The sequence below is a fragment of the Roseovarius conchicola genome (assembly GCF_041403425.1).
GTDB lineage: Bacteria > Pseudomonadota > Alphaproteobacteria > Rhodobacterales > Rhodobacteraceae > Roseovarius > Roseovarius conchicola.
Window position 1 is genome coordinate 504,673 of the sequence record NZ_JBGEHK010000002.1, and the last position, 14,726, is coordinate 519,398.

Here is a 14,726-nt window from a genome sequence, read left to right on the forward strand (position 1 = left end):
CGCAATCGCGTCATCCCGCTAATGGAATGCGCCGGGGCGTCCCGCTTGACAAAGCAAGGGCGGCGCGCAACAGACGCCCGCATGATCATGACGTTTCTTCAGGTGGGCCTTGGCGGGGCCATAGGCGCGATGCTGCGCTTTGGAACCGGGTTGGCGCTGTTGCGCTTGACCGGGGCCGGGTTTCCCTTGGGCGTGCTCGGCGTCAATGTGGTCGGCTCGTTCCTGATGGGCGTCTTTGTCGTTTATGCGCTGCACCGCGATCTTGAACATCTCAGCCCCTTTGTGATGGCGGGTGTGCTGGGTGGCTTCACCACCTTCTCGGCGTTTTCACTTGAGACATTTGCGCTTTATGAAAAGGGCGAGATTGGCCAGGCGGCGCTCTATGTTGCGCTATCGGTCATCCTGTCGATTGGCGCGCTGATCCTGGGCGTTTTTCTGGCAAGGAGTGCCTGGGCATGAGCCGTGTACAAACCCTGACCGTCGAGGCGGGCGATTCCGGTCAACGTCTGGATCGCTGGCTTCGCCGGATTTTCCCGCATGTCCCGCAAGGGCGCATTGAAAAGATGTGTCGCAAGGGTGAACTCCGGGTGGATGGTGGCCGGGTGAAGGCCTCGACCCGTCTGGAAGAAGGCCAAGCCGTGCGCATTCCGCCGCTGCCCGATCCAGGTGCGCGGCCGGAACGAGCGACAATGAACATCTCGGATGCCGATGCCAGGATGATGCAAGACTGCGTCATTTACCGTGACGACCACATCATCGCGCTGAACAAACCGCCCGGCCTGCCGGTGCAGGGCGGTTCGAAACAAAGCCGCCATGTGGATGGTCTGTCCGAGGCACTGCGCTTTGATCTGGAGGAAAAACCGCGTCTGGTGCATCGCCTCGACAAGGACACATCCGGCGTTTTGCTGCTGGCGCGCACCCGCGCGGCGGCCTCGGCCCTGACCAAGGCGATGCGCCATCGTGAGACGCGCAAGATATACTGGGCCGTCGTTGCCGGTGTCCCGCACCCCTTCCTTGGTGAAATCAAGTATGGTCTCGTTAAGGCACCCGGCCATGGCGCCAAGGGCGAGGGCGAAAAGATGATCTGCCTGCATCCCCGCGATGTGGATGCCACCCCCGGTGCCAAACGCGCGATCACGCACTATGCCACGCTATACCGTGTGGCCAGCCGCGCCGCATGGGTGGCGATGGAGCCGATCACCGGGCGCACGCACCAATTGCGCGCGCATATGGCCGAGATCGGGCATCCCATTATTGGCGATGGCAAATATGGCGGATCAGGTCAGGAAAACATGGGCGATGGCTGGGGCGCGCATCTGGGCGGGGTGATCTCGAACAAACTGCACCTGCATGCCCGTTCGATGAGTTTTGAACATCCCACCACCGGCAAGATCATCACCGTCACCGCCGATCTGCCGCCCCATATCGCCCATACGTTTGACACGCTGGGCTGGACCCCTGATCTGGCCGCCGATGACCCGTTCGAGGCGATGCCATGAGCGATCTGCGCCTCGTGATCTTTGACGTGGACGGCACGCTGGTGGACAGTCAGGCCGATATTCTGGCGGCGATGGGCCATGCCTTTGCCGCGGTCGATCTGCCTGCGCCTTCGCGTGAGGATATCCTTGGGATTGTCGGGCTGTCCCTTGAGGTGGCCATGCCGCGCCTCGCGCCGGGCTTGCCGGCGGACACCTATGCCGAGATGGTGCAGGGTTGTAAGAACTCGTACATCAAACTGCGCGCGGCCAGCGGGGCGGCCAAATCCTCGCCACTTTATCCCAATGTGCGGCATGTGCTGGATCAACTGCACGCCGTGCCCGAAACACTGCTGGGCGTGGCCACCGGCAAATCGCGCCGTGGGCTGGACAAGCTGCTGGAAGGGCACGGCCTGCACAGCTATTTCGTCACCCAGCAGGTCAGCGATCACCACCCCTCGAAACCGCACCCGTCGATGATCGAAACGGCCCTGTCGGAAACAGGGGTCGACCCACAAAACGCGGTAATGGTGGGCGACACCAGCTATGATATGGAGATGGCGCGTGCCGCCGGAATTGCGGCGATTGGCGTCAGCTGGGGCTATCATCCCCTGGACCAACTCAGCGCCGCGCACCGCGTGATCGACGATATTCTCAGCCTGCCTGCACTGCTGAGCACATTGTGGGAGCCCGCATCATGAGTGAATGGAAAGCCAAACGGTTCTGGAAAACGGCCAGCGTTGCCGACGCCCCCGGCGGATTTACCGTCGAGCTGGATGGCCGTTCGGTCAAGACACCTGCAAAGGCACTTCTGGTCGTCCCGTCGCACGCACTTGCAGCGCGGATCGCCGAAGAATGGGATGCGCAGGGCGAGGTGGTTGACCCGCTGTCGATGCCCTACACCCGCTCGGCCAATGCCGCGATTGACAAGGTCACGCATCAGCATGGCGAAGTGGCGCAATTGCTGGCGGATTACGGTGATGCAGACCTGCTGTGTTATCGCGCCGAGGGGCCCGACTCTCTGATTGCACGACAAAAGGCAGCATGGGACCCAATTCTGGATTGGGCCGCCGAGGTTCTGGAGGCGCGCCTGACCCCTGTGACGGGTGTCATCCACCGGCCGCAATCGCCTGACGTGCTGGCGGGGCTTTCGGCCCGTGTCCATGCGATGGATGCCTTTACGCTGACCGCCTTTCACGACCTCGTCGGCATGTCAGGTTCCCTGATTCTTGGGTTTGCGGCACTTTATGACCACAAACCCGCTGCCGAGATCTGGCAATTGTCCCGCGTGGACGAGCTTTGGCAGGCCGAACAATGGGGCGATGATGACGAGGCGCTGGAACTGGCCGCGAAGAAAGAATCAGACTTTTTACACGCCAAATCCTTTCACGATCTTGCGAGCCGGCCGTCGGATTGATCAATTCTTGGCCTTACGCAGGGGCAACTGCCCATAGTTCCATCGTTTTTCGTGACCTTGGGGTTGACCTTTTATTATGAATCTAGCCATTCTTGCGCCCACTGAGGGGGCCACTCCCCCTTTGAAGTATCGCTCCGGCTCGTAAGGGGCCGACTAAACCGTCTTGTAACAGGCGGACAATCAGGAAGAGGTAAAAATGAAAAAAACCGTATTCTTTGGTGCGCTCACAGTTGCTGGCCTTGCGGCTGGCGTTGCTGCGGCTGGCACGTTGGATGACGTCAAGGCACGTGGTAAACTGAACTGCGGCGTGACCACCGGTCTGGTGGGCTTTGCAGCCCCCGACGCGAACGGTAAATGGGATGGCTTCGACGTCGGCGTTTGCCGCGCTGTTGCAGCCGCCGTACTGGGTGACTCGGAGGCCGTTGAATTCGTGCCGACCACGGGTAAAACCCGCTTCACCGCTCTGGCATCCGGCGAAATCGACATGCTGGCCCGGAACACCACCTGGACCTTCAGCCGCGACGTGGACCTGAAGTTTGAATTCGTTGGCATCAACTACTATGACGGCCAAGGCTTTCTGGTCCCCAAGGAACTGGGCGTGAGCTCGGCCAAGGATCTGGACGGCGCGACCGTCTGCATCCAGACCGGCACCACGACCGAGCTGAACCTGGCGGATTTCTTCCGCTCGAACAACATCAGCTACGAACCGGTTCCGATCGAAACCAACGCCGAAGGCCAGCAGCAATACCTGGCCGGTGCGTGTGACACCTACACCACCGACGCGTCGGGCCTGGCCGCGACACGCGCCGCGTTCGAAAACCCCGGCGATCACATCATTCTGCCTGAAATCATCTCGAAAGAGCCGCTGGGCCCGCTGGTCCGTCACGGCGATAACGAGTGGGCAGACGTTGTGCGCTGGACTCTGAACGCGCTGATCTCTGCTGAAGAACTGGGCGTCACAAGCGCCAACATCGGCGAGATGTCGAGCGCTGCGGGTAGCAACCCCGAAGTCAACCGTCTGCTTGGCACCGAAGGCAACTTGGGCGAAATGCTGGGTCTGGATGGTGACTGGGCTGTCAAAGCCATCGGCGCCGGTGGCAACTACGGTGAACTGTTCGCTAAGAACATCGGCGAAGACACACCGGTGGGTCTGGCCCGCGGCCTGAATGCTCAGTGGACCGATGGCGGCCTGCTCTACTCGCCGCCGTTCCGCTAAGAACAACTGCAAAAGGGCGCGGATCACTCCGCGCCCTTTTCACGACTGCATAAATGAATAATCGGCCCATCACCGCGCGCCAAAGCGCAGTGCAAAAAACAAAGGGCTGAACAAACGGGGAAGTCCCAGATGACAACATTGTCCGACCCTCCCAGGGAGTCGTTCCGGCTATCCATGCTGTTGAACGATACCCGATACCGGTCCTACACGTTCCAATTCATCGCTCTGATTTGTGTGATCGGCCTGATCGCCTATCTGGCCTCCAACCTGGTGGCCAACCTCAAGGCGCAGGGCCTGAACATCTCATATGAATTCCTGGGCGAGCCTGCGAATTACGATATCAACCAGCGTCTGATCGAATATGACAGCCAGTCTTCGCATTGGCGCGCGTCGGTCGTCGGGGTGCTCAATACGTTGCTGGTGGCCTTTCTGGCCTGCGTCACGGCCACCATATTCGGTGTCTTTGCCGGTGTGCTGCGCCTTAGCCACAACTGGCTGATCCGCAAGCTGATGGCGGTTTACGTCGAGGCGTTCCGCAACGTGCCCGTTCTGATCTGGATCATCATCATCTTCACGATCATGACCGCCGTTCTGCCCCAACCAAGGGCGTTCCGGGGGGATAATGCGACGGCCTCGATGCTGTTTGACGCCTTTGCCTTTACCAATCGCGGGGTGTTCATCCCAAAGCCGGTCTTTGAAAGCGGCTCGATGATCGTGGTGCTGACCTTCCTGGCCTCAATCGTCGGGGTCATTGCCTATCGCCGCTACACTACCAAACTGTTGTACGCGACCGGCAAACTTTTACCACGGACCTGGCCGTCACTGGCGATCCTGTTCCTGCCGTCGATTCTGATCTACTTGATCATGGGTCAGCCGATCAGCCTGGATTACCCTGAGCTGAAGGGCTTCAACTTTACCGGGGGCTGGAATATTCGCGGCTCGCTGATCGCGCTCTGGTTTGCCTTGGCGATCTATACCGGTGCCTTCATCGCCGAGAACGTGCGCGCGGGCATTCAGGCTGTCTCGAAGGGACAGACCGAGGCCGCCGCCAGCCTGGGCTTGCGTCCGGGTCGGATCATGAACCTCGTGGTGCTGCCTCAGGCGCTGCGGGTGATTATTCCGCCGCTGATTTCGCAATACCTGAACATCACCAAGAACAGCTCGCTGGCGATTGCGGTGGGCTATATGGACATCACCGGCACACTGGGCGGCATCACGCTGAACCAGACCGGCCGGGCGATTGAATCGGTGCTGCTGCTGATGGCTTTCTACCTGGCCATTTCGCTGGCAATCTCGGCGCTGATGAATGTCTATAACAACTCCATCAAGCTGAAGGAGCGCTGATATGTCAGATACATCACACCGTTCCGAAGCTTACGTGCGCGCCGAAATGCTGCCCGAGCAGGAACCCCCTGTTACCGAGCGCGGTGCCGTCAAATGGATGCGCGAAAACCTGTTCGCGGACGTTCCCAACTCAATCCTGACCATCGTCTCGATCATCGCGATCTACTACATTCTGGCCGGGGCCTTGCCCTGGTTGCTGAATGGCGTGTGGGACGCCCCGTCAATCCGGGCCTGTCGCGAGGTTCTGGATGGGGCCGTGGGGGGCTGTTTCGCGGTTCTCACCGAACGTTGGAACCAGCTGTTGTTCGGGTTCAAATACCCGACCGGCGAATACTGGCGTCCGGCCGTGGCCTTTGCGCTGCTGTTCGTTGCGGCAGCCCCGGTCATGTTCTTCAAGTACCTGCCGCGCAAGATGCTGATCTTTACCGGCCTCTACCCCTTCCTGGCCTTCTGGCTGATCTGGGGCGGCACGATCTGGACGCCGATCTTTGCGTTGGTCGGCTTTCTCGTCGGCTATGCTGTCTGGACGACCTTCGTGGCGCGGTCCTTCGCGGCGGCCTTCTTCGGGTCGATCGTGGCCGCCTTTGTCACGTGGTGGATCGGGGGTTACATCGCGGCCCTTCTGGCACCTGAAACGCCGCTTCTTTCGGCCGTGCCTTCGCGTGACATGGGAGGCTTCATGCTCAACATGATCCTCGGCACGGTCTGTGTGTCACTGTCGCTGCCTCTGGGCATCGCACTGGCACTGGGGCGTCAAAGTTCGATGCCGATCATCAAGTGGATCTGCGTGATCTTTATCGAGTTCGTCCGCGGTGTGCCGCTGATCACCTTGCTGTTCGTGGCAAACGTGGTTCTGGCCTACTTCCTGCCGCCCGGCACCACCTTCGACTTGATCCTGCGGGTGATCATCATGATCACCATGTTCTCCTCGGCCTATATCGCCGAGGTGATCCGGGGTGGCCTTGCCGCCCTGCCGCGTGGTCAATACGAGGCCGGTGACAGCTTGGGTCTGGATTACCCACAGGCGATGCGCCTGATCATCCTGCCGCAAGCGCTCAAGATCTCGATCCCGGGCATCGTGAACGTCGCGGTGGGTCTGTTTAAAGACACCGTGCTGGTGTCGGTGATCTCCATGTTCGACCTCTTGGGCATGATCCGCGGACCAATTCTCGCCAGTACCGAATGGAATGGCGTCTATTGGGAGCTTCTCGGCTTTGCCGCACTGCTCTTCTTCGTCGTCTGCTACGGCATCTCGCAATATTCGCAATGGCTCGAACGCGAGCTTCAGACCGATCACAGATAGGAGGCCCGGACATGGCCGAACAAGCACAAGCACTGCAGGTCTCAGAAGAGATCGCCATCCAAATTGAGTCGATGAACAAGTGGTACGGTTCGTTCCACGTTCTGCGCGATATCAACCTGACCGTCTACCAGGGCGAACGCATCGTGATCGCCGGGCCGTCGGGCTCGGGGAAATCGACGCTGATCCGGTGCATCAATGCGCTGGAGGAACATCAGAAAGGCAAGATCGTCGTGGATGGCACGCTGCTGTCCTCGGACATCAAGAACATCGACACGATCCGCTCCGAGGTCGGCATGGTGTTCCAGCACTTCAACCTGTTCCCGCACCTGACCATTCTGGAGAACCTCACTTTGGCCCCGATCTGGGTGCGTAAAACGCCCAAGAAGGAAGCCGAGGAAGTGGCGATGCATTACCTTGAAAAGGTGAAAATCCCCGAGCAGGCCGACAAGTTCCCCGGCCAGTTGTCAGGTGGTCAGCAACAGCGTGTGGCGATTGCCCGCTCGCTTTGCATGAAGCCGCGGATCATGCTGTTTGACGAACCCACCTCGGCGCTTGATCCCGAGATGATCAAAGAGGTTCTGGATACCATGGTGGAACTGGCCGAAGAGGGCATGACCATGCTGTGCGTGACCCACGAAATGGGCTTTGCCCGTCAGGTCGCCAACCGCGTGATCTTCATGGACCAGGGCCAGATCGTCGAACAGAACGAACCCGAAGAGTTCTTCAACAACCCCAAGAGCGACCGGACCAAACTGTTCCTCAGCCAGATTCTGGGTCACTAAGGCGCGGCGGGGTAAATCCCGCCCCATATCAAACAACACGGGTAGGGCGGGGTTTCACCCCGCCTTTCCTTTTAGCGCCGTCGCTGGCCAGTTGCGCACGTTAACTGCAGCGAAAGCACGTTTCCTCTCCCGCACCTCACATTGACCAGACACAGCAGGTCTGCGTAGCTCCCAGCGGTTGCAAACGGGTCTCAGCCGGGCGCGGGCACAAGGCACATCCCACGGACCGATTGACTAAACCGCCCCGTGGCCGCATTACAGAAGCCAAACCAGTCCACAAATAAAGAGCAGGACCCATGAAAATTGCAATGATCGGCACCGGGTATGTGGGGCTTGTCTCGGGCGTATGTTTTTCGGATTTCGGGCATGACGTCGTTTGTGTCGACAAGGACCCTGCCAAGATCGAGATGCTGGAGCGCGGCGAGGTTCCGATTTTTGAGCCGGGCCTCGATGCTCTTATGGCCAAGAATGTCGAGGCCGGGCGGCTGTCCTTTACCCTTGATCTGGCCGAGGCGATTGATGGGGCCGAGGCTGTGTTTATCGCTGTGGGTACACCAACGCGGCGCGGCGATGGCCATGCCGACCTGACCTATGTGATGGCCGCCGCCGAAGAAATCGCGCGCGCGGCCAAGGATTACGTGGTGATCGTCACCAAATCCACCGTTCCTGTGGGCACCAACCGGCAGGTCAAACAGACCGTCAAGAAAGCCAATCCCAAGCTGGATTTCGATGTCGCCTCGAACCCCGAATTCCTGCGCGAAGGCGCCGCGATCGAGGATTTCATGAAACCCGACCGCGTGGTTGTCGGCGTGCAGACCGAGCGCGCGGGCGAAGTGATGGCCGGGATTTACCGCCCGCTTTATCTGCGCGACTTTCCGATCCTGACCACCGATCTGGAATCTGCCGAGATGATCAAATACGCCGCCAATGCGTTTCTGGCGACCAAGATCACCTTCATCAACGAAATCGCCGCCCTGTGCGAACGCACCGGCGCGGATGTGAAACAGGTCAGCCAGGGCATGGGGCTGGACGGACGGATCGGCAACAAGTTCCTCCATGCCGGTCCCGGCTATGGTGGCAGCTGTTTTCCCAAGGATACCAGGGCGCTGGCACGCATTGGGCAGGAACACGGTCTGCCCATGCAGATCACTGAAACGGTGATATCCGTCAATGAAGAGATCAAGCGCCGGATGATCGACAAGCTGCAGGATCTGTGTGACGGCAGCTTTAACGGCAAGACCATCTCGATCCTGGGTGTGACCTTCAAGCCCAATACCGATGACATGCGCGACGCGCCCGCCCTGACCATCGTCCCGGCTCTTGTGGGCGGCGGGGCCAAGGTGCGGGTTTGCGATCCGCAAGGCCGGCACGAGGGCGAGGCGATGTTGCCTGGCGTGCACTGGACGGAGGACGCATATAAGTGCGTTCACAAGGCTGATCTGTTGGTGATCCTGACCGAATGGAACGAGTTCCGCGCACTTGATCTCAAACGCATGGCGCGCAAGATGACCACGCCGCGGATGGCGGATTTGCGCAACATTTACTCGGTGCGCGATGCCAAACGCGCCGGGTTCGAGGCCTATGAAAGCATCGGGCGCACCCCGTTCCGGCGCAAGCCCGAAACAGACGAGGGCTAGCATATGCTGTGCCAGATCGGGCCGGTCGAAATCTGGCGCATTCTTGAAATGCACGGCCCCTTCCTGCCGCCTGCCGAGCTGTTTCCAACCGCTGGCCCGGATGTGGCCGAGATTCTTGAGGCCAATGCGCCCGGTCAGGTCTGTTCCCGGACCGGCGGGCTGATCATTCCCGTTCAGGGCTTTCTGCTGAAAACGCCAAGTCATACGATCCTGGTGGACAGCTGCGTGGGCAACCACAAGACCGTGCCGGGCCACCTGCCCTGGCATCAACGCGACAGCACCCGGTTCATGGCGGCTTTGGAGACGGCGGGGGTTGGCCCCGAAGACGTGGATTACGTGCTTTGTACCCATCTTCACACCGATCATGTGGGCTGGAACACGCGACTGGTCGATGGCCGCTGGGTCCCGACCTTTCCGCGTGCCTGCTATCTGATGCCGTCCGAGGACGAGGCGTTTCACAGGGACCAGCAAAGCCACCTCTACCGCGAGAACGTGTTGCCGGTGGTTGAAGCCGGTCAGGCCGAGATGGTCAGCGCGGGGCATATGCTGGGCGATCATGTCACGCTGGTACCGACACCCGGCCATACCCCCGGCCATGTTTCGGTTTTGGTGGATGGTGGAAACCGTCAGGCCCTGATCACAGGTGATGCGTTGCACACGACCTCGCAATGTGCCTATCCCGACTGGCATTTCAAGTTCGATGCCGATCCGGAGCGGGCCGTGATCTCGCGCCGTGCCCTTCTGGAAGAGGCGTCCGAACGGGGCTGCAAGGTGCTGGGCAGCCATTTCGCGCTGCCCTCGGTTGGCCAGGTACGCACCAAGGGCGACGCGTTTGAATGGGATGCGGACTGAGCGTCGGCGCAGTTGGCCATCAGTCGCATTTGTTGTGATGGAAGCTGATCACAGCAGTGCAACTCTATCTCTCGAAGCAGTCTTTCAAAATGCGCAAACTCAATTGATCGGCAATGGTCCTTTGACCAACCGCAGAAAAAGTCATGAACCGCGTCTCAGTTTAGCTCGGGGAAATAGCCCGGAGGGGACACCAAGATATCCAGGACTTCATCCCGGCCTTGTTCAAGCAGGGTGATCGGCGGCCCGATGGAGCTTTGGTGATCCGCATCATCAAGCGCCGCAATGGCTTGCCGGATCGCAAGGATACCTTGTTGCGCAGGATCATCGAAAGGCGCGGCCGCAACACTCCCGTTCAGCAAACCACGTTTGGTGTTGTGGTTGACATATGTGGAAAAGAGCAACGGCCATTTTTCTGCATCCGGATGGGTACTGGCAATGCCCATTGCGGCTTCGATGGCAGGGGCGCTGCCGATCAGCAAATCAATGTCGGGATGGTCCCGCAACGCGATTTGCACAAGGTCCAACTGTTGGCGCAGACCTGTATCAGCACCGTAGACCTGAACGACTTCGACGGCGCTGTCTGCCAGTGCGTCGCGCAGGCCGGTTTCCAGTGGAGCCGCCCAGCCAGACACTTTGGGGCCAGAGATCAGGACGGCCTTCTTTGCTTGCGAACCCTTCGGGAAGCGTGTTGCGAGGTGTCGCCCTAGGCTTCTGCCCATATCGCGCCAGTCAACACCGATGCGTCCGCTTAATGCATCGGAATGCAATTCGTTCACCAGACCGAACAGGCGCTTTGATTTGGCCGCTTGTGACAGGGTGGACAGAAGGTCAGGGTGATCTGAACTGACGGCCCCAAGCAGAATGCCGGCAAGAGTCATGTCAGCGCAGGCTTTGATCTGTTCAATCTGAGCATCCAAAGCCTGATACCCGCCCGCCTCAAAAAGGATCAGGTCCACATTCTGCCGCTCGGCCTCCTGTTCCAGGCCGAACGCGACACTGAGCCAGTAATCATCCTTGAAATGCGGCACGAGCACGCAAAGGGTTCGCTGTGCAGCAGCCGCGTCCTGAGCGCTCGCAGGAATCACCGGAAAGACGCCGAGCAGAAGCACGAGAATTGCACTGGTAATGTGCCGCGCGTAACATTCGAATATGCAGAGAACCAGCTTTGACAAGAGACTGACGCAAACCCTTTCATTCATGGTGTTTCTGGCACTGATGGTGGGGACGTCTGCGCTTGCGGTCAATTGGTTTCTGTCGAACACGCATCGTGCATTCATCGACGCCAATCTGCCGTTTCTGGACGCAGCCAACGAAATTGATCTTGCAACCCAGATCATCTCGGAGCGGTCGCGAGACCTTGTGCTGGCGGAAACCCTTGACGATTTGCAGCGCCACGAACGCGAATTGCAGACCGCCATGGGAACAGTTCAGACCAAGCTGGCTGAATTGCCACCGGAGCTTGCCGGGTCATGGTCCGGTGAGCGCGCGGCACAGATCTCGGAAGTGGTGAATCAACTCGTCCAGAATCGGCACGAATTCATCGACATTCGGACCGAACGATCGCGCCTGTTGCAACGGATCGAGAAGATCGGTGGCCGCCTGAACAAGATCGTGGCCGCAGAGCTGGAGCTGGCCCGGCTCAGGATCATATCGCAGATTGTCAGCCTCTATACCGGGCAGGACGTCAGTCTGCGCGACGATCTGGATCGCCTTGCAGATCAGTATTTCTTTGCCTTCGAGCGCTTGACCGAGATGGTCCGGACCGTCGATGCGGTACGTCTCGGGGTTCAGAGGGTGCCCGACCTGGCAACGCAGGCCGAGGTCGCCGATTTCGAGATGACCTTCGCAGCCGCCATGCGAACCATCGAAACAAGGCAAACCTTCCTGCCCACGAAAAAAGCAGAACAGGAGACGCGTGCGCTGGTCGAACAGCTCCGGATGGCAGTGACATCCTCGGGACTTGTCACGCAGCAGGACAGCTTGATCACGCTGGCTCGGGAAAGCCGACGGGCCAGTAACGCGCTGGCAGACCGGGTATCAGACTTGTCGGATGACATTGTGGAAATCCGGAACAATGTGCAGGAAGCCAGTGTCGCAAGCCTGTCCAGAGCGGACAGGCTGTCCACGCGATTGTTCCTGCTTCTTCTGCTCATAGTGCTGATTGCATCGCTCGCCGGAGTGATCTTGTGGGTGCGTGTGCGCCAGCAATTGCTGAAACGTCTGAGCAATGTGTCGCGCCGCATCGTAAGCGTCGCACAGGGCGACTATGGCGCGCCGGTTCCGATTTCCGGCCATGACGAGATCGGGCAGCTTGAAAAGGCGCTGAACGTGCTGCGAAGGCGGGCCCAGGCTGCGGAAGCGCTGCGGGGTCAATTGGAAGAGCAGGTCATTGCCCGCACTGGCGATGTCGTGGCGCAAATGAAAGCCTCGGATGAGGCGCGCGAAACGGCGGAACGTGCGAGTGCCGCCAAGACCGAGTTTCTGGCCCGCATGAGCCACGAGATCAGGACACCCTTGTCGGGCATGATTGGCATGCTCGATCTGTTGCAACTGGAAGTGACCGATGCATCGCGACGCGCCCGCGTCGAGACGGCGCTTGCCTCCGCGCGGGAGTTGCTGGAAATCACGAATGACGTTCTGGACTTCGCCGGCAGCGATGATCCGGTCAATCGCGGCAATCCCGTGCATTTTCGGTTGCGTGAGCTTGTTGGCCAGCTGGGACATCAACTCATCCCACTCGCGTCGCAACGCGGTTTGAGTGGTGAGGTCGAGCTTGTTGAGCCCGTCCCCGAAGCGCTGTTCGGGGATGTCGTGAAGATCCGCCAGATCGTGGGCAACCTGATATCCAACGCGGTCAAATACACAGACACCGGGCGGGTTTGTCTGACTGTCGAAAGTGCGACGGATCCGGCAACCGGACACCCGGTGATCAGCTTTGCCGTCTCAGACACCGGCATTGGAATGACGCAGGAAGCGGTCGCACATGGCTTTGACGCCTACAGCCGCACAGACCAGGTACGACGCTCCGGGGCGCCGGGAATGGGGCTTGGGCTGGCGATTTCCCGTAATCTGACAGAGGCGCTTGGCGGTTCGCTTCATGTGGAATCCGCGCCCGGTGTGGGCAGCATTTTTACCTTGTCTGTCCCCATGGAGTTCGGTGACGCCGTTCAGATCGATAAGGAAGAAGCCGCGCCCACCTCCGGTGAGGGTGGCCAGAGCGTGCTGGTGATAGACGATCACGCCACCAATCGAATGGTTGCCCGCGGATATCTGGAACGGCTTGGCTGCGATGTGGTTGAAGCCAGCGACGGTCAGACGGCGCTTTCCCTGCTTGCGAAAAGCCCTGTGGACCTGGCGTTGATCGACTTTGACTTGCCGGACATGACCGGCAAGGACGTGGCCCTGGCAATTGCCAAGATGCATCTCAAGATAACACTTGTGTTGCTGACCGCGCATCATATCAAGGACACGGACTCGCTTAGGAAAGAGTTCGGCGTGGCGCGTATCCTATCCAAGCCTGTCTCGCCGCGCGCTTTGTCCGACATCCTGAGTGGTACTATGGCGGGTCCGCCGGACCTGTCGGGCGAGGAAGGGCCAGAGGCCAACCTGCGGCAAGACATCGAAGAGATCGGTATTGAGACTACGGGTCACATCCTGAGCGAGTTTCTGTCGGGATTAGACAACGCAGTGCGCGAAATCAGAAAGGCTCCGCCGGACCAGCGGGCGCGCCTTGCACACCGTCTGAAAGGTGCGGCATCGAACTTTGCGCTGACAGAACTTTGTGCGCATCTGGCGGACATCGAGAAAAGCGAGCCTGCATTGGTAGACCCCTTGCTGGAGGCCCTTGCCGAGAAAGTCGAAACTGCGGTGACCCGGCTTCGCCAGGCGGCTCACAGGTTGGGCATATCTATCGCATGAGGATCGACAAACCGGTATCCTTCTCCGTGCACGGTCAGGATCCAGTCAGGAGAGGCCGGATCGGTTTCGATCTTCTTTCGCAAGCGCCCCACCAACACATCGACCGCGCGATCGCTTGGGTTGACGTTTTTTCGTCCCACCAGTTCGGCAATCCGCGTGCGGCCCAGCGTCAGGCCCGGATGATCTGCAAGGACACACATCAGATCGTATTCTGAGCGTGTCAGATCCTCTGTCTTGTTGATCGAAACCAACCTGCGACGAATTCGGTCAAAACGCCAGGGCCCAAAGGTATCGACACTCTCCGGTTTCTGGGGGGCCTGCCCGATATCGTCGATCCGGGCCAACAGGTTCTTGACGCGGGCCGCGAGTTCCCGTTTGTCAAACGGCTTGGTCACGTAATCATCAGCCCCCATTTCAAGGCCGACGATCTTGTCCACCTGATCGTCGCGGGCCGTGAGAAGTATGATCCCCACGCGCGATTGCGCGCGCTGCTCTCGGGTTATCGTGAGGCCGTCCTTGCCATCAAGATTGATGTCGAGAAGCAAGAGTTCCGCAGGATCACTGTCGATAATCGACTGCATTTCTTCCGCGTCTTCAGCTTCGGAAACGCGGTATCCCATGCTGCGCAAATAGGCAGCCAGGCGCATGCGGCTAACTCTGTCGTCTTCAACGATGAGAACATGATGCGTCAAGAATTGACCCGTTGGCCGGCTGTTACAAACTGTTACATAATCGAACAGCACAACTTGGTCTAAGTCAAGCTTTGCGCAAAGGCCACGCGG

The 14,726-nt window shown here is 59.5% G+C and carries 13 protein-coding genes; 11 read left to right on the forward strand and 2 right to left on the reverse strand.

What is annotated here, in order from left to right:
- Nucleotides 1-81: 81 nt before the first annotated feature.
- The 10 genes from crcB (at nucleotide 82) to V6N02_RS08380 (ending at nucleotide 10,026) form a co-directional block, all read left to right on the forward strand.
- Nucleotides 82-459 carry a fluoride efflux transporter CrcB gene (crcB, locus tag V6N02_RS08335; protein ID WP_371225070.1) on the forward strand — a complete coding sequence of 126 codons (378 nt, stop codon included), beginning with the start codon at nucleotides 82-84 and terminating at the stop codon, nucleotides 457-459.
- Nucleotides 456-1,499: an RluA family pseudouridine synthase gene (locus tag V6N02_RS08340; protein WP_371225071.1), complete on the forward strand. Its 1,044-nt coding sequence runs from the start codon at nucleotides 456-458 to the stop codon at nucleotides 1,497-1,499. The genes crcB and V6N02_RS08340 overlap by 4 nt, the downstream gene beginning before the upstream one ends.
- A complete protein-coding gene (locus V6N02_RS08345) occupies nucleotides 1,496-2,176 on the forward strand; it encodes an HAD-IA family hydrolase (RefSeq protein ID WP_371225072.1) in 681 nt (226 codons plus the stop codon). Before V6N02_RS08340 ends, V6N02_RS08345 begins: the two co-directional genes overlap by 4 nt.
- Entirely contained in the window at nucleotides 2,173-2,892 is a 720-nt protein-coding gene (locus tag V6N02_RS08350) for an ATP12 family chaperone protein (RefSeq protein WP_371225073.1), read from the forward strand. Before V6N02_RS08345 ends, V6N02_RS08350 begins: the two co-directional genes overlap by 4 nt.
- Before the next feature lie 196 nt (nucleotides 2,893-3,088).
- Nucleotides 3,089-4,108: an amino acid ABC transporter substrate-binding protein gene (locus V6N02_RS08355; protein WP_371225074.1), complete on the forward strand. Its 1,020-nt coding sequence runs from the start codon at nucleotides 3,089-3,091 to the stop codon at nucleotides 4,106-4,108.
- A gap of 129 nt (nucleotides 4,109-4,237) precedes the next feature.
- Complete coding sequence (locus tag V6N02_RS08360; RefSeq protein ID WP_371225075.1) at nucleotides 4,238-5,452, forward strand: amino acid ABC transporter permease; 1,215 nt, start codon at nucleotides 4,238-4,240, stop codon at nucleotides 5,450-5,452.
- Between the two features lies 1 nt (nucleotide 5,453).
- A complete protein-coding gene (locus V6N02_RS08365; RefSeq protein WP_371225076.1) occupies nucleotides 5,454-6,755 on the forward strand; it encodes an amino acid ABC transporter permease in 1,302 nt (433 codons plus the stop codon).
- 11 nt (nucleotides 6,756-6,766) lie between these two features.
- Nucleotides 6,767-7,537 (forward strand): amino acid ABC transporter ATP-binding protein, encoded by a 771-nt coding sequence (locus V6N02_RS08370; RefSeq protein ID WP_371225077.1) that lies wholly within the window; start codon nucleotides 6,767-6,769, stop codon nucleotides 7,535-7,537.
- 296 nt (nucleotides 7,538-7,833) lie between these two features.
- Entirely contained in the window at nucleotides 7,834-9,174 is a 1,341-nt protein-coding gene (locus V6N02_RS08375; RefSeq protein ID WP_371225078.1) for a UDP-glucose dehydrogenase family protein, read from the forward strand.
- A gap of 3 nt (nucleotides 9,175-9,177) precedes the next feature.
- Complete coding sequence (locus tag V6N02_RS08380; RefSeq protein ID WP_371225079.1) at nucleotides 9,178-10,026, forward strand: MBL fold metallo-hydrolase; 849 nt, start codon at nucleotides 9,178-9,180, stop codon at nucleotides 10,024-10,026.
- Between the two features lie 155 nt (nucleotides 10,027-10,181).
- Here the strand turns inward: V6N02_RS08380 and torT are convergent, their stop codons facing one another.
- Nucleotides 10,182-11,225 (reverse strand): TMAO reductase system periplasmic protein TorT, encoded by a 1,044-nt coding sequence (gene torT / locus V6N02_RS08385; RefSeq protein ID WP_371225080.1) that lies wholly within the window; start codon nucleotides 11,223-11,225, stop codon nucleotides 10,182-10,184.
- Between torT and V6N02_RS08390 the strand changes: the two genes are divergently transcribed.
- Complete coding sequence (locus V6N02_RS08390; RefSeq protein WP_371225081.1) at nucleotides 11,176-13,944, forward strand: ATP-binding protein; 2,769 nt, start codon at nucleotides 11,176-11,178, stop codon at nucleotides 13,942-13,944. The two genes, torT and V6N02_RS08390, sit on opposite strands and share 50 nt — an antisense overlap.
- Here V6N02_RS08390 and V6N02_RS08395 read toward each other — a convergent pair.
- Nucleotides 13,917-14,687, reverse strand: a complete 771-nt coding sequence (locus V6N02_RS08395) for a response regulator (protein WP_371225082.1) — start codon at nucleotides 14,685-14,687, stop codon at nucleotides 13,917-13,919. The two genes, V6N02_RS08390 and V6N02_RS08395, sit on opposite strands and share 28 nt — an antisense overlap.
- Between the last annotated feature and the right edge of the window lie 39 nt (nucleotides 14,688-14,726).